The sequence below is a fragment of the Neorhizobium sp. S3-V5DH genome, assembly GCF_004343065.1.
Taxonomy (GTDB): domain Bacteria; phylum Pseudomonadota; class Alphaproteobacteria; order Rhizobiales; family Rhizobiaceae; genus Neorhizobium; species Neorhizobium huautlense.
Genome location: NZ_SMCL01000023.1, coordinates 67,285 through 88,810, shown reverse-complemented (window position 1 = coordinate 88,810; position 21,526 = coordinate 67,285). Strand labels below are relative to the sequence as shown.

At 58.7% G+C, this 21,526-nt stretch carries 20 protein-coding genes and 4 tRNA genes; 15 read left to right on the top strand and 9 right to left on the bottom strand.

The window, feature by feature from the left end; all coding sequences use genetic code 11:
* Nucleotides 1-105: 105 nt before the first annotated feature.
* Entirely contained in the window at nucleotides 106-1,308 is a 1,203-nt protein-coding gene (locus EDE09_RS23645) for a multidrug effflux MFS transporter (RefSeq protein WP_112823791.1), read from the bottom strand.
* A gap of 166 nt (nucleotides 1,309-1,474) precedes the next feature.
* On the opposite strand from EDE09_RS23645, the gene EDE09_RS23640 reads away from it, so the two are divergent.
* Nucleotides 1,475-2,131 carry a TetR/AcrR family transcriptional regulator gene (locus EDE09_RS23640; RefSeq protein WP_112803618.1) on the top strand — a complete coding sequence of 219 codons (657 nt, stop codon included), beginning with the start codon at nucleotides 1,475-1,477 and terminating at the stop codon, nucleotides 2,129-2,131.
* Between the two features lie 46 nt (nucleotides 2,132-2,177).
* Here the strand turns inward: EDE09_RS23640 and EDE09_RS23635 are convergent, their stop codons facing one another.
* Nucleotides 2,178-2,951: an NAD kinase gene (locus EDE09_RS23635; RefSeq protein ID WP_112803625.1), complete on the bottom strand. Its 774-nt coding sequence runs from the start codon at nucleotides 2,949-2,951 to the stop codon at nucleotides 2,178-2,180.
* Nucleotides 2,952-3,195: 244 nt separating this feature from the next.
* Here EDE09_RS23635 and EDE09_RS23630 point away from each other — a divergent pair.
* Nucleotides 3,196-3,271: transfer RNA gene (locus EDE09_RS23630), tRNA-Thr, on the top strand.
* Nucleotides 3,272-3,694: 423 nt separating this feature from the next.
* A complete protein-coding gene (locus EDE09_RS28880; protein WP_281033679.1) occupies nucleotides 3,695-3,826 on the top strand; it encodes a hypothetical protein in 132 nt (43 codons plus the stop codon).
* Between the two features lie 569 nt (nucleotides 3,827-4,395).
* Here the strand turns inward: EDE09_RS28880 and EDE09_RS23620 are convergent.
* The 6 genes from EDE09_RS23620 to rlmB all read right to left on the bottom strand — a co-directional run bounded on the left by EDE09_RS23620 (nucleotide 4,396) and on the right by rlmB (nucleotide 12,164).
* Nucleotides 4,396-5,484, bottom strand: a complete 1,089-nt coding sequence (locus EDE09_RS23620; protein WP_132413053.1) for a Fic family protein — start codon at nucleotides 5,482-5,484, stop codon at nucleotides 4,396-4,398.
* A 1,186-nt stretch (nucleotides 5,485-6,670) separates the two neighbouring features.
* A complete protein-coding gene (locus EDE09_RS23615) occupies nucleotides 6,671-7,558 on the bottom strand; it encodes a proline/glycine betaine ABC transporter permease (RefSeq protein ID WP_105374382.1) in 888 nt (295 codons plus the stop codon).
* 59 nt (nucleotides 7,559-7,617) lie between these two features.
* Complete coding sequence (locus tag EDE09_RS23610) at nucleotides 7,618-8,619, bottom strand: ABC transporter substrate-binding protein (protein ID WP_105374383.1); 1,002 nt, start codon at nucleotides 8,617-8,619, stop codon at nucleotides 7,618-7,620.
* A 312-nt stretch (nucleotides 8,620-8,931) separates the two neighbouring features.
* Nucleotides 8,932-10,236, bottom strand: coding sequence for a UDP-glucose/GDP-mannose dehydrogenase family protein (locus EDE09_RS23605; protein ID WP_132413051.1), 1,305 nt, complete (start codon nucleotides 10,234-10,236; stop codon nucleotides 8,932-8,934).
* A 235-nt stretch (nucleotides 10,237-10,471) separates the two neighbouring features.
* A complete protein-coding gene (gene cysQ, locus EDE09_RS23600; RefSeq protein WP_132413049.1) occupies nucleotides 10,472-11,266 on the bottom strand; it encodes a 3'(2'),5'-bisphosphate nucleotidase CysQ in 795 nt (264 codons plus the stop codon).
* 19 nt (nucleotides 11,267-11,285) lie between these two features.
* Entirely contained in the window at nucleotides 11,286-12,164 is an 879-nt protein-coding gene (gene rlmB, locus EDE09_RS23595; RefSeq protein ID WP_132413047.1) for a 23S rRNA (guanosine(2251)-2'-O)-methyltransferase RlmB, read from the bottom strand.
* 203 nt (nucleotides 12,165-12,367) lie between these two features.
* Here rlmB and EDE09_RS23590 point away from each other — a divergent pair.
* The 4 genes from EDE09_RS23590 (at nucleotide 12,368) to tuf (ending at nucleotide 14,615) form a co-directional block, all read left to right on the top strand.
* Nucleotides 12,368-12,452, top strand: a tRNA-Tyr gene (locus tag EDE09_RS23590).
* A gap of 25 nt (nucleotides 12,453-12,477) precedes the next feature.
* Nucleotides 12,478-12,551, top strand: a tRNA-Gly gene (locus EDE09_RS23585).
* A 124-nt stretch (nucleotides 12,552-12,675) separates the two neighbouring features.
* Entirely contained in the window at nucleotides 12,676-13,173 is a 498-nt protein-coding gene (locus EDE09_RS23580; RefSeq protein ID WP_105374386.1) for a histidine kinase, read from the top strand.
* 266 nt (nucleotides 13,174-13,439) lie between these two features.
* Nucleotides 13,440-14,615 (top strand): elongation factor Tu, encoded by a 1,176-nt coding sequence (gene tuf / locus EDE09_RS23575; protein ID WP_105374399.1) that lies wholly within the window; start codon nucleotides 13,440-13,442, stop codon nucleotides 14,613-14,615.
* 97 nt (nucleotides 14,616-14,712) lie between these two features.
* On the opposite strand, the gene EDE09_RS23570 is transcribed toward tuf, so the two are convergent.
* Nucleotides 14,713-16,008: a capsular biosynthesis protein gene (locus tag EDE09_RS23570; RefSeq protein WP_132413045.1), complete on the bottom strand. Its 1,296-nt coding sequence runs from the start codon at nucleotides 16,006-16,008 to the stop codon at nucleotides 14,713-14,715.
* A 160-nt stretch (nucleotides 16,009-16,168) separates the two neighbouring features.
* Between EDE09_RS23570 and EDE09_RS23565 the strand changes: the two genes are divergently transcribed.
* The 8 genes from EDE09_RS23565 to rplL all read left to right on the top strand — a co-directional run bounded on the left by EDE09_RS23565 (nucleotide 16,169) and on the right by rplL (nucleotide 21,293).
* Nucleotides 16,169-17,560 (top strand): capsular biosynthesis protein, encoded by a 1,392-nt coding sequence (locus tag EDE09_RS23565; protein ID WP_112803728.1) that lies wholly within the window; start codon nucleotides 16,169-16,171, stop codon nucleotides 17,558-17,560.
* A 112-nt stretch (nucleotides 17,561-17,672) separates the two neighbouring features.
* Nucleotides 17,673-17,748 (top strand) — tRNA-Trp (locus EDE09_RS23560).
* Nucleotides 17,749-17,944: 196 nt separating this feature from the next.
* Nucleotides 17,945-18,145 carry a preprotein translocase subunit SecE gene (gene secE, locus EDE09_RS23555; RefSeq protein ID WP_105374389.1) on the top strand — a complete coding sequence of 67 codons (201 nt, stop codon included), beginning with the start codon at nucleotides 17,945-17,947 and terminating at the stop codon, nucleotides 18,143-18,145.
* A 15-nt stretch (nucleotides 18,146-18,160) separates the two neighbouring features.
* The gene (nusG, locus tag EDE09_RS23550) at nucleotides 18,161-18,691 is read left to right on the top strand and encodes a transcription termination/antitermination protein NusG (RefSeq protein ID WP_105374390.1); all 531 of its coding nucleotides are present in this window, start codon (nucleotides 18,161-18,163) and stop codon (nucleotides 18,689-18,691) included.
* Nucleotides 18,692-18,868: 177 nt separating this feature from the next.
* A complete protein-coding gene (gene rplK / locus EDE09_RS23545) occupies nucleotides 18,869-19,300 on the top strand; it encodes a 50S ribosomal protein L11 (protein WP_105374391.1) in 432 nt (143 codons plus the stop codon).
* A gap of 1 nt (nucleotide 19,301) precedes the next feature.
* A complete protein-coding gene (rplA, locus tag EDE09_RS23540; protein ID WP_112803726.1) occupies nucleotides 19,302-19,997 on the top strand; it encodes a 50S ribosomal protein L1 in 696 nt (231 codons plus the stop codon).
* 336 nt (nucleotides 19,998-20,333) lie between these two features.
* Nucleotides 20,334-20,855, top strand: coding sequence for a 50S ribosomal protein L10 (rplJ, locus tag EDE09_RS23535; protein ID WP_105374393.1), 522 nt, complete (start codon nucleotides 20,334-20,336; stop codon nucleotides 20,853-20,855).
* A 57-nt stretch (nucleotides 20,856-20,912) separates the two neighbouring features.
* A complete protein-coding gene (rplL, locus tag EDE09_RS23530) occupies nucleotides 20,913-21,293 on the top strand; it encodes a 50S ribosomal protein L7/L12 (protein ID WP_105374394.1) in 381 nt (126 codons plus the stop codon).
* Nucleotides 21,294-21,526: the final 233 nt, after the last annotated feature.

Sequence of the window (21,526 nt, the reverse complement as noted above, 5' to 3'; positions counted from 1 at the left end):
TGACGACCTCAACTGCTCCAACCGCCCGGTGCGGACCCGCATGCCGGGTGGTGTGGGAGGGGCGGAGCCAATAGGCTCCCCCCTATCCCGATTGGGCGAAGGGGCCTATTCCGCGGCAGCCATGGCGCCACGCTGGCTGCGCAGCACCATCAGCGACAGCATGAGGACCACCACCGAGCAGATCGCGATGACGGTCACCATCGGTCTCGAAGTGCCGTCGGTGAAAAGGCCGCCGATACCGACAACGATCGCCGATGTCACGAACTGGAGAGTGCCCATCATGGCGGAAGCCGTACCTGCGATCCGGCCGTGATGTTCGAGTGCCAGCACCGCGGCGGTCGGAATGATCATGCCGAGGAAGCCGTAACCTCCAAACAAGAAAACCGCCATCACCTCGAGCCGGTCGAATCCGAGCGAGGTGACGAGCGCCAGCATGACCATCATCGTGGAATAGCCGACGACCGCGCCGCGAATGACCCTTTTGAGCCCGATCTTGCGGGAAAGCCAGCCGTTCATCTGAGACATGCCGATGAAGGCGACCGCATTGCAAGAGAAGACCACGCTGAAGAAGGATGGCGACAGACCGTAGTGATTGATCAGTACGAAGGACGAGTTTGCGACATAGATCATGTAACTGGACATGCCGAAGGAAGCGATCAGCACGAGTCCGAGATAGTAGGGATCCTTGAGCAGCGTCGTATAGGACGAAAGCGCGCTGGCGATGCTGCTTTCGCTGCGGGCGGCCGGCAGTCGCGTTTCTTCAAGGAAGAAGATCGCAACGACAAGCCCCAGAGCCCCGGCGCCAACCATGACGAGGAAGATCACCCGCCAGTCGCCGAAGGCCGTGATCATGCTGCCGGCAAGCGGGGCTAGGATCGGCGAGACGCTGAAGACCAGCATCAGCCGCGACATCAACTGGGCCGCAGCAGGACCGGTATAGAGATCGCGGACGATGGCGCGAGAGATGACGACGCCGGCGCAGGCGCCCATGCCCTGCAGGAAACGGAACGCAATCAGCCATTCGATGGAGGGCGACAGAGCACAGCCGATTGCGCCGATGCTGTAAAGGACAAGGCCGGCATAAAGAGGCCGCTTGCGTCCGAACATGTCGGAGAGTGGGCCATAGACGATCTGCGAGACCGCCATGGCTGCGAAAAAGGAAATCAGGCTCGCCTGTACCGCGTGCGTGTCGGCATTCAGGCTGGCGCTGATGGTGGGAAGCGATGGAAGATACATGTCGAGGGCAAAAAGCCCGATGGCCGAGAGCAGCCCGAGCGAAAGGGCATGCGAAGAGGCTCTGCTTGGCATTGGAAAAAACCTTTCCCGTCACCACATCTGCCGTGGTACGGCAGGGCGGAAGACGACTATGGAAGATGAATATGAGAGCCGGCGTGAATATGACGGGTGCACAGCAGTCATGTAAAATATTTTGGACACAATTGTCCAATTCGTCAAGTGCCGGTATGGTAGTGTCATGAAAAATTCGTCTGCCGAACGCAGTCAGGACCAGGACACATGGCCGCCGGCGCAAAACAAGCGTCAGGCAATCCTGAATGCCGCGGCTGATATTTTCGCCGAAGAAGGGTTTGCTGGAGCGAGCATCGATGCGATTGCGGTGAGGGCAGGGGTATCGCGGCAGACGATCTACAATCAGCTCGGTGACAAAGATAATCTCTTCAAAGTTGTCGTGACCGAGATTACCGAACGTTCGACCGCAGGTTTCTTTCGGGTTCTGGACACGTTTCCTGTTGCGCCGCAGGACCTTGAAAAGGAGCTGACCGAATTTTCCGCCCGGCTTCTGCGCAAGGCTATGTGCGACCCGAACGGCCGTTGGTTGCGCAAGCTCGTGGAAACAGAAGGCGCCCGTTTTCCAAAGCTCTTCGAAACCTGGAAGGAATATGGTCCGGGAAAGAAATATCCGGCCGTTGCCGCCCGTCTCGCCCAGCTTGCCCTTGCGGGCTATCTGGACCTCGACGACCCGGCTCTCGCTGCCCGTCAATATATGGCTCTGCTGGGTGCTGATCTTCGCATCGACCAGCAGCTTGGACGGCAGACGCCGGAATCCGAGATCGACCAGATGGCTGCCAACGCAACGCGCACCTTTCTGCGCGCCTTCGCCCGCAGGCATTGATCCTCCCGCAGAGTCAGACGCTTCCGTTAGGTCGCCTGACGCAGAGTCAGTTGTTGAATTGTTCCGCCAGGATGCGATCCGACCAGGAATGATCCGGATCGGAGAGGATGCGCGCGGTAACCTCGGCGGATTGCGCGATCCTCACATGCAGCACGGACTTGACTTCGGCATTGTCGGCAACGGCGTTGACCGGCCGCTTTTCCGGTTCGAGGATTTCTATGTCGACGCAGACATGGTTCGGGAGCAGCGCCCCGCGCCAGCGCCGCGGCCTAAAAGCCGAAACCGGCGTCATGGCCAGAAGAGGCGCTTCCAGCGGCAGGATCGGTCCGTGAGCGGAGAGATTGTAGGCGGTCGATCCGGCTGGGGTGGCAATCATGAGGCCATCGCAGATCAGTTCCTCCAACCGCACATGACCGTCGATCACGACCTTGAGCTTGGCTGCCTGATAGGACTGGCGGAAGAGATAGACCTCATTGATGGCCAGCGCGACGGAGGTCGTCCCGTCGGCATTGGTGGTCGTCATCTTGAGCGGATGGAATTCATTCTCGATGGCGGAGGCGATCCGCTCGTGAAGGTTTTCTGTGCGGTAGTCGTTCATCAGAAACCCGACCGAACCGCAATTCATGCCATAGACGCGTTTTGCGGTGTTGATCGTCTCGTGCAGCGTCTGCAGCATAAAGCCGTCGCCGCCGAGCGCAACGAGTACATCGGCTTCCGCCGTCGGAACATTGCCGTACAATCGGCTTAGTTCCTCCAGTCCGGACTGCGCTTCCGGCGTCGCGGATGCTATGAAGGAAAGCTTTTTCGACTGTAGCGACATGAACGAGCTTTCGACGGCGCCGTCGCCCGAAGGCGCGCAGGGCCGCTTGACGGGTTGATCTGGCACGGCTCGGATGAAGCCTGCCGGTGAGAGCGCCTTGGTACAGGAGAAACCGGCTTCTGGACAAGCGCCTTCCGCTGCCCAACCGTTCCGTCTTTGCGTGAAGATCGCATCTCAGCCGGAGGCGGCGGGCGATTTTCCCTTTACAGAAAGAGAAAATCTGGTAACTCCCCGTCTGGAGAGTGCCCTTGTAGCTCAGTTGGTAGAGCACCTGATTTGTAATCAGGGGGTCGCGGGTTCGAACCCTGCCGGGGGCACCATTAATTTTGAGGCACTTATGCCTCCGCCTCGTCCAAGAAAAATAACCGGGGGCACAAAGGGGGCAAATAAGGTGGCCGCAACCGTCTCTTCAGCACTTGATAAACGCCTGTCAAATCCGCTTCGCTATTCCGAAGCGGACGCTGGAAAGATCATCTCGTTTTCATGCAAAGTCTCGCGGCCTTGAAAGGAAAGGCCTGCCCGAAAGCAGACCTTTCCGTCGACATCATCAGGGCGAAGCGGGCCAAGGGATCGTGCGGGGGGATAACCCGCTTCCCGGCCCAAACCAAATCGATCGGGAAACGTTCCGGCCTCCACGATCTACACTGAAAGCGCGTAGCCACTAAGCCGCTTCACAGAACCGATTAAGGGTAATCCCTGTCCCCGGAAAGCATCGCGATGAGCTGTGCCTCACTCCGAACTCCATGCTGGAAGAGATCTATGACGTCAGCGGCCAGCAATTGCGCTTTGCTGGTGTTTTTGGCAATACCGCGCCGTTGGCATGCGAGGTCGAAGACACGCTGAAGCATCTGGAGCTCGTTCGGCTCTATCGCTGACGCAGCCGCATTATGATTCTGGAGCATTCTTTTGGGATACAAAAGAAGCCGCCAATGTTCCACTCGCAATTCTGTGATGATTATGATTTGAGCAGTCTCGGGAGCAGCAGCCGCTTGCGGCAGTTCCGTTGTCTCATGCGCTTGAAAGGCGCGGCCATGAAGATCATGATAGCCATCGTCCTAAAACTGGTTCACCATCTTCCCGGCCAAATCAATCACCGACCGGAAAACCTTCGACACATCGGGAAAGCTCTTGCCGGTCTCGTTGCATGCAGGACAGGGCATCCCGGCCGACCCACATCCGCAACCGTGCGTTCCCGTCCAAGGGCGATCGGGGTGCATCTCACAAACCCATCCCGTATCCCGACAGGCTTTGCATCGCAGCATCTTTGGGTACCCATCGCTGGCAGTTCATTGCTTACGCGAAAGGTACCGCGTTCACGGGCATGGGACGAGAATATCGATTGATCTAGATACTGTCGCCGCGGCGCACAGGATGAAACCCTGACACAGTGAGGAAACCTGATTGAGCGACGGCTATCCAATCAGGCGGCCAGGAGCAGAAGAATTCACGGGCGAGTTCCCGTCAGGAGCTCAAGAAGCGCGGGATTGATATACAAGTTCTCGCGACCGGCCTTCATCTCCGCCAGAATTCCGGCGTCGACGAGGGCCTTCAGGTAAACTGCCGCGGCCTGTCGCTTGGCGATGCCGGCTGACACGACGTCGGCGATCCGACAATAGGGATTGACGAAGATCACTTCTGCCAGCTCGCGCGAATATATCTTCGGCAAGTCGCGGCGCATCCGGGCGCCCGTCTCACCGAGCAGATCCCGGATTGCGTGGATCGTCCTGTTCGACCATTCTGCCGTCTCTCTGATTGCCTCGAGCATGTAGAGGATCCACGTTTCCCAAGCACCCTCCGTGGTCACTCTCAACAGCTTCTCGTAATAGGCGCGCTTATTGCCGATGATGTAGCGGCTTAGATATAGCACCGGGATCTCTAGCAGGCCTTTGTCGACGAGATAAAGCAGATTGAGAATGCGCCCAGTCCTACCATTACCGTCAGTGAAAGGGTGAATGGCCTCGAACTGGTAGTGCATGACTGCCAGGCGGACGAGCGGATCTATCTCTTCGGCCTCGTGAATGTAACGCTCCCAATTCGAAAGCTTGTCCTTCAGGAGGTCGCGTCCTTCGGGAGGGGTGTAAATGACTTCCCCAGTGGCTTCGTTGTAGAGCGCGGTCCCCGGTGTGGATCGTATATCGAGGTCAATACCCTTTATCGTCCGACACATTTGGACTGCCATTGTGGTGGAGACCGGCCGCTCCTTTAGCATTCGGAATCCCTGGTGCAACGCGGTGCGATAGCGCAGAGCTTCCTTCGTGGCGGCGTCGGGAGGATTTCCGTCCTCGCCGGCAAAGCGAAACAGCCGATCGGTCGTCGTGACGATATTCTCGATTTCAGAGCTCGCCTGCGCTTCGAGCAAGGGAATCGAATTGATCAGCACCGACTGGTTCGGGATCAGCTCGCCAGAGACTTTTAGCTCTGCCAGAGCGGCCCGCGCGGCTATGCAGGCTTTGAGAACGGCTTTCGTCTCGACATCCTCTTTCGGGGGCAACGCTGGTAGATCATTATAGGGACGGTCCGGCCGGAAAGGCATTCTGAAGCTTCCTTTTCCGGTCAGCGGGATTTCCGGATATGTCGACGGCGGCGACATGTTGCTAAAACGTGTCGATAGAAACGGAATTTATCGACATATCGTATCGCTGGCAACCGGTCTGGTCATTTCAAAAGATGTAGGTAAACGATCACTTGTTAACGTCTCTGGGCCTTGTCCCTCTGCCTTGCAGTGGCCGGCATGCGCTGAAATTCAGGGTTTTCTGACGGCTTCAGCGCCCATTCCCCTGCCAATCTGGCCCTCCATATTGGGACCCGTCGATAGCGAAGGGCTGTGAAAATCAGCGTCGGAGTGGTGGAAATGAAGACGTAGTTGACTTCCGTTAGTGGATTCTCACAGGAACCAGACTGCGGCCACTTCAGCGAGAGGGAGCCGGAGGCAGGTGGCGAGACCCGGCTGCCAAGCCGATCCGACTGGAGTGAGAAGGGCCCGCGGGTCTATAAGTCCATACGATGCGACTTCCTGCCCCACTAAGCCCTCTATATCCGAGTACCCGTAATGGGCCTGGCTTCAGCAGAGCGCAGCCTCACGAAACCGTAAATCCGAGCAGTGATTGAGCGCGCAGACGGCACTGCCGTTCGCTGATGCGACGTTAAGCCGTGGTGGAGGACCTCAAGTTCCGGCCCTTGATGAATCCCTCGTACGAGTTCGGAAATAACTAGGCTCGCAGCCACAAGGCCGACAAAGCTCGCTCCGACAGTCCTCGTTGCCAACTCAACCCGTCCGCACGCGTCGACCGCGCCGGCTTCCAAAAGATTATTCTAAGCCCGTCCGTCACCTCTAGCACGGTCTCGTTCCAGGCCGCCCCATTTGGACCTGCTTATCATGCTTGCAGGAAAACAGTGAACACAGGCTGTGACATACTCGTCACGATCGGCGCTCAAGTCTGCCTCCATCACAAATTTGAAGCCTGCTTCGTCGAGGGCAGCACAAGCCTCAAGATCGTCCACGCCACACAACCCCGCTTGGGGATCGTCGGCAGTGAGGCGGAGGTCACCATCGAATTTGCGCTCGACCATGCGCATCTGAAACCGCGCGCACCCAATCACTCCGCCATAAAACGTGTCTTATACTGACCAAAGCGACCGAAGGTTGTAAGTGTCCATGTGCTGTCGTTCGCTTCGCTCAGCTTGCCGTACGCCGTTCCGGCAGGCATTCCCATCACCCATCACTGATGCGTCATCTCCATATGCCTCTGGAGACGGCGGCCATAGGCCTGGCTGATACGGTCGAACACAATTGCGATGCCGACGATCGCCATCCCATTGAATATGCCGAGTGTGAAGTACTGGTTGGCGATAGCCTTCAGGACCGGCTGACCGAGTCCCTGAACGCCGATCATCGACGCGATGACAACCATGGCCAGGGCCATCATGATGGTCTGGTTGATCCCCGCCATGATCGTCGGCAGGGCAAGCGGCATCTGCACGTCGCGCAGCTTTTGCCAGCTCGAGGAGCCGAAGGCGTTGGCCGCCTCCAGCACTTCCTTGTCCACCAGCCTGATTCCGAGGTTCGTCAGCCGTATCATCGGCGGGATCGCGTAGATCACGACGGCGATCAATCCGGGCACCTTGCCGATGCCAAGCAGCATGACGACAGGTATGAGATAGACGAAGCTCGGCATCGTCTGCATCACGTCGAGCACGGGATTGATGGTATTCTGCAGCCGCTCCGACCGCGACATGGCAATCCCCATGGGCAGCCCGATCACAATCGACAGGACCGTGCAGACGAAGATCATCGACATGGTCTTCATCGTGTCTTCCCACATGTCGAAGTAACCGATGGCAAACAAGGTGGCCACACAGCCTGCCACGATCTTCCAATTGCGGCTGGCGAACCAGGCGATGACGGCAATCGCCAGCATGATGATCGGCCAAGGGGTTCGGACCATGATCCGCTCGGCGTAGATCAGAAAGAACTGTAGCGGATCGAAGAACGATTCGATCGCATCGCCATAAGTGCGCGTAAAGGCGCGGAATCCTTCATCGATACCTTTTTTGAGGTTCCGCAGCGTCTCGTCGTCCATATGCGGGAATTTGGTAAGCCAGTCCATCGCCCTGCTCCATCCTTAAAAGAGCCGTCGCCAACGGGTGCTGGCGACGGCGCGTCTGGTCAGAGCGATGACTTGATCTTTTCAGCCGCTTCCGGCGTCACCCACTTGGTCCAAAGATCTTCATGCTCCTTGAGGAACTGCTTGGCGCCGTCGTCCCCGCTCGCCTGATTGTCGGTCATCCAGGCCATGAGGGCATTGACGGTATCGTTGCTCCACGACCGTTTGTTGAGATAGGCCATGACATCGGCGCCGGCCCGATCCGCGAAGGCCTTGGTGACAAGCGTTTGCACCTTGTCCTTCGGCCAGTCGTTCGGCTTCGGATCCGGGCAGTCGGCGACGGTGTTGCACCGCTTCCATTCGGCCATGTCGGCCGGCACGCCATGACCGAGCTTTACCATCTGATACTTCCCGAGGAGCGCTGTCGGCGCCCAGTAATATCCGACCCAACCCTCCTTGCGCTCGTAAGCCTTTGCGATCGAGCCGTCGAGACCGGCAGCCGATCCGGTGTCGACAAGCGTGAAGCCGGCCTTTTCGGCACCATAAGCCTTATAGAGTTGTGTGGTGGCAACCGTTCCGCCCCAGCCCTGCGGGCCATTGTGGACGGCACCCTTCTTTTTGTCTTCCGGATCCGGGAAAAGTTCCGGATGCTTGAGGACGTCCTGAATGGTCTTGATGTCGGGATGGGCATCGGCCACATATTTCGGAATCCACCAGCCCTGCACGGCGCCATCGGAAAGCGCCACGGCGGCTCCGACCAGCTTGCCTTCGGCAATGCCGCGGCTGACGACTTCCGGCAACAGATCTACCCAGCCTTCCGGTGCGATGTCGGGTTCACCCTTTTCCACCATCGAGGTGATGGTGGGAACCGTGTCGCCGACAATGATTTCCGCGTCGCAGCCGTAGCCTTCGGTCAGGATGATCTTGTCGAGGCTCGCCAGCACCTCGGCGCTCTGCCAGTTCATGCTCGCGATCGTGACGTCACCGCATTCCGCTGCTTCGGCGCCCGCAAAGGCTCCGAACATGCCCAAGGCAAGGCAGGTGGAGGCGAGTAGCTTGTTCATTTCGCAGTTCCCTCTTCTGTATGGTTTTTAAGAAGAGGCAGATCGAGCCCCTCCTAGGACAGTTTTGCAAGGTCCAGAAATGACGCTGTTTCAATCACGCCGATCGTGATCCTTTTTCCGCCACGTCGGCGAAAAGGAAGAGGCGAAGTTCGCCGTGTAGTGAGGCGCGGCTATCTTGTCTCTCCAGCCGGATGTAGCGCCTACAATAGCGTCTGGCGGGATCGCAGCAACCTCCTCCAGAGACCGGGACGCAAAACGCCCGCAACCCATGGCGTTACGGGCGTCCTTTTAAATCGCTTTCTACTGGTGTCGTCAGAACGGCTTGCCGATGCCGGAATAGGTGAAGCCATGGGCTTCCACTTCCGGCTTGCGGTAGACGTTGCGCAGATCGACCAGAACCGGGCTCTTCATTATGGATTTGAGGTGTTGGAGATCCAATGCCCGAAATTCGTTCCATTCGGTGACGAGGACGGCAACATCGGCCCCTTCCGCGGCCTGGTACGGGCCGCTGGCGAATTCGATATCCATCAGTTGCCTTGCATTTTCCATTCCCTCGGGATCATAGCCGGATACGATCGCACCCGCGTCCTTCAGGGTCTGGACAACAGCGATCGCCGGGCTGTCGCGCATGTCATCGGTATTTGGTTTGAAGGTGAGGCCGAAGATCGCGACCTTCTTGCCTCGTACATCGCCGCCGGCAGCGGCGATCACCTTGCGGCCCATGGCGCGCTTGCGGTTGTCGTTGATGGCAATCGTCGTTTCGATCAGACGGACAGGGCTTTCGTTGTCCTGCGCAGTCTTGGCCAGCGCCAGCGTGTCCTTCGGAAAGCAGGAGCCGCCGTAGCCAGGGCCGGCATGCAGGAATTTCGAGCCGATGCGACCGTCGAGGCCGATGCCGCGCGAGACATCCTGAACGTCGGCACCGACGCGCTCGCAAAGGTCGGCTATTTCGTTGATGAAGGTGATCTTCATCGCAAGGAAGCCGTTGGCCGCATATTTGATGAGCTCGGATGTGCGGCGGCTCGTGAAGAGCAGCGGCGACTGGTTGAGGTAGAGCGGCCTGTAGACTTCCGTCATTACGGAGCGGGCGCGCTCGTCGGACAGCCCGACGACGATGCGGTCCGGCCGCTTGAAGTCTTCGATTGCGGCGCCTTCACGGAGAAATTCAGGATTGGAGACGACCGCGAAATCGGCCTGCGGATTGGTTTCGCGAATGATCCGTTCCACCTCGTCGCCGGTACCGACGGGGACGGTGGACTTGGTGACGACGACCGTGAAACCATTGATCGCTTCGGCAATCTCCCCCGCGGCAGCATAGACGTAACCGAGGTCGGCGTGACCGTCTCCGCGGCGGGAGGGGGTGCCGACCGCGATGAAGACGACATCTGCCTTGGCAACGGCGCCCTTCAGATCGGTCGTGAATGAAAGGCGTCCAGCTTTGACATTCGATTCGACCAATGCATCGAGCCCCGGTTCGAAGATCGGGATCACGCCCTTCTTCAGGGCTTCGATTTTCTCGACAGCCTTATCGACGCAGGTGACGTGATGTCCGAAATCGGCAAAGCAAGCTCCGGAAACAAGACCGACATAACCCGAGCCAACCATTACAATATGCATCTGCAAATCCTCATCGCAGCCGAGCAAGACCTTCTGCTCTTAATTGTCGCTTTTCCTAGCGCATCCAAGTTTTATTGCAATGCATTACGGGCCAGATCGATCCGCACCGGCCGCGCCCTTTACCTGACCTGCATTCCGGGCGGCGGTTAGGCGTATCTTGACAGGCGCGAACATCGGCATTGCGATAGCTCCGGTATGAAAGGCTTGGAGACAATCCCCGGCAAGCGAAGTTGGCTTATGCTTTGGACATGCGCCTTCCCCAGGCGATGAAATCGGGATTGGCGAAGTCGATCATACCGGTCCGGCCGATTTTGCCGTAGGAAAGCGGGTCGCCGTCAAGGTCGAGCGTGACGCCGCCGGCTGCGCGCAAAACCGCGTCGCCCGCCGCCGTATCCCATTCCATCGTCCGTCCGAAGCGGGGGTAGAGATCGGCAGCCCCTTCGGCCAATAGGCAGAATTTCAAGGACGACCCGATGCAGCGGATATCACAGGCACCCGATCGCCTCAGGAAGGCCTCAGTCTCGGCGGAGCCGTGCGATCGGCTTGCGACCGCGACAGGCGGCGTGGAGACCGCTCTCGTCGAAATTCTCTCGCGGCGTAAAACCGTATGATCGTCGCCAATCACCAGTTTTTCAGCGGTTCCATTTCCCCCGAGATAAGCCCTCTTGAGAGCGGGGGCGTAGACGGCACCGAGCACAGGCGTTCCATTTTTCACCAGGGCGATATTGACGGTGAAGTCCACCTGCTTGCTGATGAATTCCTTGGTGCCGTCCAGCGGATCGACGAGGATGAACGCTCCTCCCTCGATCCGCGGCACTCGGCCTGCTGCAACCGATTCTTCGGCAATGACCGGAATTCCCGGGCATGCCTTTGCAAGTTCGGAAAGGATGATGGCTTCGGCTCGTTCATCCGCTTCGGTGACCGGCGAGCGGTCTTCCTTGTAACTTGCGGTCGGTCCCGCCTCGTAGACATCGAGAATCACTTTTCCGGCGAGCAGGGCGGCGTGTTCGAAAGCGGCCAGCATGGACATCAGCGCGATCCCGAGCGGCTTATTTCGATTTGGCCAGATGCTGGCGGGTGGCGTAAAGCGCTACCGCCGCGGCATTCGACACGTTCAGCGATTTGATCGCACCCGGCATGTCGAGCCTCGCCAATGCCGTCACCGTCTCGCGGGTCTTTTGCCGCAATCCCTTGCCCTCCGAGCCGAGCACGAGCGCGACCTTGTCGGCCACAAACGTGCCTTCGAGGGCGGCTGGACCTTCCGAATCGAGCCCAATCGTCTGAAAGCCGAGCTTGTGGAGTTCACCGAGAGCGTCGGCCAGGTTGCTGATCTGTATATAAGGTATGAGCTCCAGCGCACCGGAGGCGGATTTCGCAAGTACGCCGGATTCGGTCGGGCTATGTCTCTGTGTGGTGATGATGGCGCCGGCGCCGAAGGCCACGGCCGAACGCATGATCGCTCCCACATTATGCGGGTCGGTCACCTGATCGAGCACCAGAAGCAGTGGGCTTTCCTTCAATGCCTCCAGCCGGCGCGAGGGCAGGGGCCGGGTTTCCAGCATGACTCCCTGGTGGATGGCTTCGGGACCCAGCACCTTGTCGATATCCTGAGGGGAGACGAATTCGATCGGGAAGGGCATTGCGTCTGCCTCTCCGATGTCCAGACGCGCAAAGGCATTTTGTGTCACGGACAGTTTGATCAGCTTGCGTTCGGGATTTTCAATTGCAGCTCGCACCGTGTGCAGGCCATACAGGAAGACCTGTTCAAGCTGCAGCTGTGGGGGCTTCCAATCCTTATTGGATTTCTGCCGCTTCTGTTGCGGCGTCGGAATTTCTCCGCGCTCGCGCTTGGCGTCGCGCACGGCGCGCCTCAGCGTCGCATAGTGGCCGTCGCGGCCGGATTTGTCTTGTTTGCTGTCCTTGCTCATGGCGCCTTATAACGATGCCGGCTCGTTCGGCAAAGCCCCACGAGCGGCGCGCAGTCCAGTGAGCGGTGATTATTTTTCCTCATTTTTCCAAAAACCTCGTGTTGACAGACGAGAACGGTGCGGTCATATACGCGGCGCAGATCGAGGGGCACGGAAATGCTCCTAGGTCTGACGAGCTTGGTCGCTGATCCAGACGGAAAACTGGAGGGATGCCCGAGTGGTTAAAGGGGACGGACTGTAAATCCGTTGGCTCAGCCTACGTTGGTTCAAATCCAACTCCCTCCACCATTCTGTCGCCGGATCGGACCACCCCGCGGGTATAGCTCAATGGTAGAGCAGCAGCCTTCCAAGCTGAATACGCGGGTTCGATTCCCGCTACCCGCTCCATTCACTGCTTGTTCGTGGTTGCTTGGCTTTTTCGGTGTGTTGCTTGAGACTTCTTAAGCCATTCCGGATAAAAGCTTCATGCTTGGCTCCTGAAGCCGCCTCCTCCTTGAATGGAAGTTCGTCCATGAAGAAAATAATTGCCGCCGCGGCATTCGCGACCATGCTGCTGCCGTCTGTATCCTTCGCAGAAACCATGCGGTTTCCAAGCGATGCGCCTGTTGCAGAAATCACCATCCCCGACTCCTGGAGCCCGGAAGAAACCGAGACCGGAATCCAGGCGACGTCGGAGGATGAAGCGATCTATCTCTCGATCGATGTCGCCGACGAAAAAACGACCGACAAGGTGATTGAGGATGCGATCGCCTTTTTGGACGACAATGGCGTGACGATCGATCCAGCCACCCAGAAGCAGTCGGAAGATACCTTCAACGGCATGAAGATGTCGAATTTCGATTGGAGCGGTACGGACAAGGACGGCCCGGCGAGCATCGGCCTGTCGCTCGTCTCGCCGAAGCGGGGCAAGCTGCTGGTCATCACCTATTGGGGGACCAAGGGCGAGCAGGAAAAGCACGCCGAAGAGCTGCTGGCGCTCATCAGCTCTCTGAAAGCTGCCGGCAAATAGGATTCCATGAAACGGCGGCCAGCGGCCAGCATTTCCGTCGGGGCGATTCCCGGTCCTGACTTCATCTGCCCGTCATCTACGCCGTTTCATACGCTTTGTTCACTGCCGAAAGCGCATATTCCGTGGGCATTCCGCATCCATTTTGCGCGATGCCCTTGTCCCGGCACGCGTCGTAATTATGTCTTGCGCATTCTGGTGGAAAGCCTTAAACGGCGACACCAAACCCGCCCGCCGGGTTCACCTCTTATGTTCACAGGAAGCTTTCAATGGCAAAGAGCAAGTTTGAGCGCAACAAGCCTCACGTCAACATTGGCACGATCGGTCACGTTGACCATGGCAAGACGTCGCTGACGGCCGCGATCACGAAGTATTTCGGCGAATACAAGGCCTATGACCAGATCGACGCGGCTCCTGAAGAAAAGGCCCGTGGCATCACCATTTCGACGGCGCACGTCGAATACGAGACGCCGAACCGCCACTATGCGCACGTCGACTGCCCCGGCCACGCCGACTATGTGAAGAACATGATCACCGGTGCGGCGCAGATGGACGGCGCGATCCTGGTTTGCTCGGCCGCCGACGGCCCGATGCCGCAGACCCGCGAGCACATCCTGCTCGCCCGTCAGGTCGGCGTTCCGGCAATCGTCGTGTTCCTCAACAAGGTCGACCAGGTTGACGATGCCGAGCTTCTCGAGCTCGTCGAACTGGAAGTGCGCGAACTTCTCTCGTCCTACGACTTCCCGGGCGACGACATCCCGATCATCAAGGGTTCGGCTCTTGCTGCTCTTGAAGATTCGGACAAGAAGATCGGCGAAGACGCGATCCGCGAGCTGATGGCAGCGGTTGATGCCTACATCCCGACGCCCGAGCGCCCGATCGATCAGCCGTTCCTGATGCCGATCGAAGACGTGTTCTCGATCTCCGGCCGTGGTACGGTCGTGACCGGCCGCGTCGAGCGCGGCATCGTCAAGGTTGGCGAAGAAGTCGAGATCGTCGGCATTCGTCCGACCTCGAAGACGACGGTGACCGGCGTTGAAATGTTCCGCAAGCTGCTCGACCAGGGCCAGGCCGGCGACAACATCGGCGCGCTGATCCGCGGTGTAAACCGTGACGGCGTCGAGCGTGGCCAGATCCTGTGCAAGCCGGGTTCGGTCAAGCCGCACAAGAAGTTCAAGGCCGAAGCCTACATCCTGACGAAGGAAGAAGGCGGCCGTCATACGCCGTTCTTCACCAACTACCGTCCGCAGTTCTACTTCCGCACGACGGACGTGACGGGCATCGTGACGCTGCCGGAAGGCACGGAAATGGTCATGCCTGGCGACAACGTCACCGTTGACGTCGAGCTGATCGTGCCGATCGCGATGGAAGAAAAGCTGCGCTTCGCCATCCGCGAAGGCGGCCGCACCGTCGGCGCCGGCATCGTCGCTTCCATCATCGAGTAAGCGATACCGGAATTGAAATAAGAGGGCCCTGCCGGAAACGGCGGGGCCTTTTGCTTTGGAGCTTCACGTTGGGGGAGGCGCAAGATCGGCCGATCAATTAGCCGAAGAGTTCGCTCTCATAACGGTAGTGAGGCGTGTCGCGCGGCTTGCGGAAGGTGAGGGGGAGCCTTTCTTCGGTTTCCAGGAGACGCGCGGCGACATTCTCGACCCCGGCATTGATGGCCTGTTGTCCGATGAAGCCGCCACGGACCTGCGTGGTCCAGGCAAGCGCTTGCGTAAAGGCGTCGAACAATTCCGGATCTGGAGCGGTCGGGTTCTGCCAGAAGGCCGCAAGGCTTTCCTGAAAGGTGAGGCCCGGCACGTCGTAGATCGCGGAGCCCAGCGCGATGACCGGTTTCCCGGCAGCCAGCGCCGTCAGACCGACCGTTGAATTGACGGTTACCACGCCAGTAGATTTTGCGATCAGCATGTCCGTATCGCCGCCGTCGGCAACGAAGACGCGATCGGCAATGCCGCGGTCTTTTGCCGAGAGACCGATGCGGCTTGGCCAGCGTGAGAGGCCATTGTCGATCGGATGGATCTTGAAGAGAAGCCGGCTGCCCGCAGGCGCGTGTTCGGCAAAAGAACGGATCGCCGCGTCCGCCAGCCTGAAGAGATCTCCGCCCGGCGCGTGGTGCCTGATCTGATAGTCGCCTGGCAGCTGCAGCGGAAAGAAGTAGAAGGGTACGGCAGGAGCCTTGTTTTGGGCGGACAGACAGGCTTCGATTGCCGTTTCGGCTTCTTGCCGGCGCTTGCGGCGTGTCAATGCCTTCCAGATCCAGCCGCTGTATTCGACCACCGGATGAACCGGCCCGTGGGTGCGATAGTGCGGATGGACGAGCCACCCGAGGGCGACGTTGGGAATATGGAATGCAAGGTCGTAAAGGGCATAGGTCAGAAAGCTCGAAGGATAGAGCTTTTCGGAGGAAACCGCCGGCCTGCCGGCTGCCAGCTCTCTTATGTCCTCCGGGCTCGTGGGAAAGCGGGAGTGCCCGGACATCCCGTCCGGCTCGATCGTCAGCCAGTCCGGTCTGAGATAGCCGTGCTCCAGAATATGGACGCGAAGCCCGGCTCGTATCCCGAGTTCGGCCGCGGCCGCATGAGGCGCGCGGCCATCACCCAACATGACGATGTCGGTGATATTGTGATCACGGATGTAGCAATTAAGATACACTGGCCAATCATTTGCATGGCCGCGAAAGAAGTCACTGGCCTTTGGCCACCAAAAGACCACATCCCCGAGGCAGAGGCTGATCTTTCGGACCGAAGCTCCTTTGTTTTCAACTGTTTCTGCCAGCCGCTTCAGGAATGGCGAGGCAGGACCTTGGAGGAACAGGAACGTGCGGGCTTTCATGTCACACAACCTGTGGAATGATGAGGAGCGTGTGGTTGAGCATTGACGGGAGGGTGACCTTCGTGAAAATACCCGCTCGGTGTATATCGGCCTTCGCGCAATTGAAATCGCTTTTCGCAGGCTTGTCGTTGGTTCAGTCTCAAGCAGCATCGGCTATCGCATGACCAAAGTTCTGTTCCTTCAAGGTCCTCCATCGGTTTTCTGGCGCGAACTGGCTGGGGCGTTTGAGGCGCAGGGGATCGGTACCAAGAGGGTGAACTTCTCGTTTGGCGATCAGCTCTTCTGGTTCAAGCGGGGAGCGATCAATTACCGGGGGTCGCTGAGGGCCTGGCCGCGCTATCTGGCGAACCTGATTCGCCGCGAGGGCATCACCGATATTCTCTATTATGCTGATCGGCTTCCCTATCATCGTCTTGCCGCGCGGGTTGGCCGCAAGCTCGGCGTCCGCTGCCATGCGGTAGAGTTCGGTTATCTGAGACCCGATTGGATCACGCTCGAACGTGACGGAATGGGGCGATTCTCGCATTTTCCGAATGATCCGGACCACATTCGCCAGATTGCCGCAAAGCTCGATGTTCCTGATCTGCAGGCGCGTTACGGCCACACTTTCGGCCAGGAAGCGACCAGCGAGGTCGTCTACAACCTCGGAGCCTATTTCGGGCGCCTGATGTTCCCGCTCTATCGTGCCGACAAGTATTACGATCCTTTGTTCGATTACATGTCCTGGCTTCCACGCATGATGCGCCGCCGTCACCGCTTGCCGGAAGACTTCTGGACGGAGCAGTCTCCGCCGACCTATCTTGTTGCCCTGCAATTGCAGAGCGATTACCAGATCCGCGCCAATTCGCCCTATCGGCATCTCTCCCAGATGCTGCAGCAGGTTTTCCGGTCCTTCGCACGAAACGCTCCCGAGGGAGCGAGGCTTCTGATAAAGCAGCATCCTCTCGATAATGATCTTGAACGATGGGGCAAGGTCGTCGCCAAGCTGGCGGAAGATTTCCGCATCAGCGAGCGAGTGTTCTTTATCGAGGAAGGGGAGCTGGGCGGTATCCTTAAGCGTTCGGCAGGAGTGATCATCGTCAACTCCACCACCGGCCTCCAGAGTCTTCGCGCCGGCGTGCCGACAATTGCCCTGGGTGCCGCAATCTATGATATTCCGGGCCTCACCCATCAGGGTGGGCTCGACAGCTTCTGGCGGCATCCGGAACCGATCGACGCCGAACTGCTGCGCGATTTCATCAAGACGATTGCGGCGACGATTCAGGTAAAGGGCAACTTCTATCATTCGGAAGGGCGCAAGCTCGCGGTCGAGACGATCGTCCACCGCATCCGCGAAGGTCTGGTCAATGAGCCTGGCGCCTATGTGGAAAAGCCGCCGCGCCTCTCCTGGCGGCGTCTTCCCTTTGCGCCCGAAAGGAATGTGCAGCCCGGCATTTTGTCGGGTGGGCTGGATCTGCCGGGCAAGGAAATTCTCGTTGGCCGGCCTGAGCCGGTTCTCTCCGTGGGTCGCTTTGCGGATGCCCCTGAGCCGCGCAACAGAAACCTGAGATAGAAGGCTGGGATATTAAAAAACGCTCTTGCAAAGCGGGGCGCATCCCCTTAAAGGGAGCGCCTAGCCTGCTGGCGGTGGAGCGATGCGTTCGGTTCACATGCCGGCTGGTTGAAGGGGTATAGCTCAGTTGGTAGAGCGGCGGTCTCCAAAACCGCAGGTCGGGGGTTCGAGCCCCTCTGCCCCTGCCATTTTTCTGATGATTGGCGCGAAATATCCGCGGCGGGATCGTTTGGAAGTGGTTGCCGTTCAAATCGGCGAAATTTCATCGAACACTGTTTTCCCTCTTGTGTAAAGGGGAAGTGGTGTTTATGTAGGCAAAACAGACACGCGGTGCGTGGGGCTGAGCGTGGTCAGCTTTACGTGCCGTAATTGCGTGGGCAATCGATGGCATCCAAAACCAATCCCGTCACGTTTCTGCGCCAGGTGCGCTCCGAGGCGTCGAAAATTCATTGGCCGTCTCGTCGCGAGACCATGATCTCTACGGCCATGGTGCTGGTGATGGTTGTTTTCGCTGCGCTGTTTTTCTTCGCTGCGGACCAGCTTCTGGGCTGGTTGTTACGTTTGGTACTGAACGTCAGCGTTTGATTCTGGAGAATAAAGATGGCGGCGCGCTGGTACATCGTCCACGCATATTCGAATTTTGAGAAGAAGGTTGCCGAGGACATCGAGAACAAGGCTCGCCAGAAGGGGCTTGAGCATTTGTTCGAGAAGATCCTCGTGCCGACCGAGAAGGTCGTAGAGGTTCGCCGGGGTCGCAAGGTCGATTCCGAGCGCAAGTTCTTCCCGGGTTACGTGCTTGTCCGTGCAAATCTCACGGACGAAGCCTATCACCTGATTAAGAACACTCCGAAGGTGACCGGCTTCCTCGGTTCCGACAACAAGCCGGTTCCGATCCCGGACTTTGAAGCCGAGCGCATTCTTGGCCAGGTTCAGGAGGGTGTCGAACGGCCGAAGTCCTCGATTACCTTTGAGATCGGCGAGCAGGTTCGCGTCTCGGATGGTCCTTTCGCTTCCTTCAACGGCACCGTGCAGGATGTCGACGAAGAGCGGTCCCGCCTTAAGGTGGAAGTTTCGATCTTTGGTCGTGCGACGCCGGTCGAGCTGGAATACGCACAGGTCGAAAAGGTCTGATGATCTTGAAAATGGGACCGGTCGCTGATGCGGCGGGTCTCGTGCGGCATTTGCCGCAACCGCGTGGGAGGGATGGTGCCTTAGCCGGGCATTTTGGCCGAACCACGCAACCGCAGCCGCCGGCGAAGGCCGGCATGTCGGGCCGGGCGACCGGTCCATAACGAAAGGCAGAGAGAAATGGCTAAGAAAGTAGCAGGCCAGCTCAAGCTTCAGGTCAAGGCAGGATCGGCAAACCCGTCCCCGCCGATCGGCCCGGCGCTTGGTCAGCGTGGCATTAACATCATGGAATTCTGCAAAGCGTTCAATGCCGCGACGCAGGAAATGGAAAAGGGTATGCCGATCCCGGTCGTCATCACCTATTACCAGGACAAGTCTTTCACCTTCGCGATGAAGCAGCCGCCGGTCAGCTACTGGCTGAAGAAGGAAGCGAAGATCACCTCCGGTTCCAAGACGCCGGGCAAGGGCGCCAAGGCCGGTACCCTCACCAAGGCTCAGATCAAGTCGATCGCCGAAGCCAAGATGAAGGACCTGAACGCCGCGGACATCGAAGGCGCAATGGCCATGATCGAGGGCTCTGCCCGCGCCATGGGCCTGGAAGTGGTGGCGTAACATGGCAAAGCTTGCAAAGCGTATTCAGAAGATCCGCGAAGGCGTTGATCCCACCAAGCTGGTTGCCCTCAACGACGCCATCTCGATGGTCAAGGAACGTGCCGTCGCCAAGTTCGACGAAACGATCGAAATCGCCATGAACCTCGGCGTCGATCCGCGTCACGCAGACCAGATGGTCCGCGGCGTGGTCAACCTGCCGAACGGCACCGGCCGTGACGTTCGTGTTGCCGTTTTCGCGCGTGGTGCCAAGGCTGACGAAGCCAAGGCTGCCGGTGCCGACATCGTTGGTGCGGAGGATCTCCTCGAGATCGTCCAGGGCGGCAAGATCGATTTCGATCGCTGCATTGCGACCCCGGACATGATGCCGCTCGTCGGCCGTCTCGGCAAGGTGCTCGGCCCCCGCGGCATGATGCCGAACCCGAAGGTCGGAACCGTCACCATGGACGTCACTGGCGCCGTGAAGGCTTCCAAGGGCGGCGCTGTCGAATTCCGCGTCGAAAAGGCTGGTATCGTTCACGCCGGCATCGGCAAGGCTTCCTTCGAAGCCAAGGCTCTTGAAGAAAACATCAAGGCCTTCGCTGACGCCGTCATCAAGGCCAAGCCGGCCGGCGCGAAGGGCAACTACGTCAAGCGCGTAGCGATTTCGTCGACCATGGGTCCGGGCGTCAAGATCGACCCGTCGACGGTTACGGTCTAACAAGAATTTTCCGGCGCCTTCGGGCGTTGGAAAGACTGAATTCCGGTCCTTCGGGACCGGAATTTCCGGAGAAATCCGGAATTCCTGTCCGAGATTGCAGGTGGCTTAGGCCTTAATTGCCTGCATGAGACGGGTAAGACCCGATTTTGACAAGCGCCGCGGCGCTTTCGGTTTCGGTTCGAGCCTAGTGTGCCTTGTGCCTGTAGCCGTTCGGCGACAGAGCGAGGGGACAGGATCCTCAAGCGTCGCTCGGGGTCCGACATGTTTGGATCCCTTGAGGCAAAGGCAAACCGATGGGGCCTGCAGGATTGCGGTCCCGTCAACTGGAGACAGACAGTGGAAAGAGCGGAAAAGCGCGAATTTGTCACGGAGCTGAACGAAGTCTTCAAGGCTTCCGGTTCGGTTGTCGTGGCCCACTATGCTGGTGTCACAGTTGCGCAGATGAACGATTTTCGTTCGAAGATGCGCGCTGCTGGCGGCACCGTCAAAGTCGCGAAAAACCGCCTGGCCAAGATCGCTCTTCAGGGTACGGAGTCGGAAGGGATGTCAAATCTCTTCAAGGGTCAGACGCTGATCGCATTCAGCGAAGACCCGGTCACGGCTCCGAAGGTCGTCATGGATTTCGCCAAGACCAACGACAAGATCGTTGTTCTCGGTGGTGCCATGGGTGCAACCACGCTCACTGCGGATGCGGTCAAGTCGCTTGCGACCCTGCCTTCGCTGGACGAGCTTCGCGGCAAGCTGCTGGGCCTCTTGAATGCCCCGGCTACCCGCGTCGCTACGGTTGTCGCCGCACCGGCAAGCCAGCTTGCGCGCGTGTTCGCGGCCTACGCCAAGAAGGACGAAGAAGCCGCTTAAGGTGGTTTTTTGCTGTTCAAATCAAACCAGATCGAACCGAATATAAGGAACTAGAAAATGGCTGATCTCGCAAAGATCGTTGAAGACCTCTCTGCTCTCACCGTCCTGGAAGCTGCTGAGCTTTCCAAGATGCTCGAAGAAAAGTGGGGCGTTTCTGCCGCTGCTCCGGTCGCTGTTGCTGCCGCTGGCGGCGCTGCTGGTGCTGCTGCTCCGGCCGAAGAAGAAAAGACCGAGTTCGACGTCATCCTGACGGATGCCGGCGCCAACAAGATCAACGTCATCAAGGAAGTCCGCGCCATCACCGGCCTCGGCCTCAAGGAAGCCAAGGACCTCGTCGAAGGCGCTCCGAAGGCTGTTAAGGAAGGCGTTTCCAAGGCTGAAGCTGCTGACCTCAAGAAGAAGCTTGAGGATGCCGGCGCTAAGGTCGACGTCAAGTAATACTGGAATGCGGTGGGAGAGGGACTATCTCTCTCCCACCGATTTCCTCCGAACATATTACCCAGGAACCGTCTGGCACGGTCCCTGGGTAATGGGTTCTCAAGAGGATGGTCCCAAACCGAACCGCTTTTAGGCAATCCGGCCGGCGCGTTTGGGAGACGGGACGAGATTGAGAATACCATGTCGACGGGAGATCGAATGGCCAGCGAATCCCGTCCGTTGCAGGCCCGGAT